The sequence below is a fragment of the Nocardioides sp. CPCC 206348 genome (genome assembly GCF_048654705.1).
Classification (GTDB): Bacteria; Actinomycetota; Actinomycetes; order Propionibacteriales; family Nocardioidaceae; genus Nocardioides.
Genome location: NZ_JBMCZA010000235.1, coordinates 469 through 726, shown reverse-complemented (window position 1 = coordinate 726; position 258 = coordinate 469). Strand labels below are relative to the sequence as shown.

Annotated in this window: 1 protein-coding gene; it reads right to left on the bottom strand. The window is 72.5% G+C overall.

All coding sequences use genetic code 11. From position 1 onward, the window contains the following. The coding region (locus tag ACOADB_RS26925) for a hypothetical protein (RefSeq protein ID WP_378606299.1) at positions 1 to 258 on the bottom strand (258 nt) is incomplete at both ends.

The following is a 258-nucleotide window of genomic DNA, read 5'->3' as shown; positions in this document are numbered from 1 at the left end:
CGCCGGTCCAGCTCGGCGATCCGGACGTCGAGGTCCTCGAGCTTGCGCTCGCTCGCGGCCAGCTGGGCATCGATCTCGGCGATGGCGTCGCCGTTGGAGAAGCCGATGATGCTGCGCTGGTCGTTGCGCCCGTGCGTGCCGCGCAGACCGTTGCGGGTCTGCCCCGATGCGGTCACCCGGAAGCCGCCGCCGTCGAGGCCGTCCGCGGTCTCGACGCACAGCGCGTTGCGGGCGGGTTCCTCGACGTGCTGCTGCACC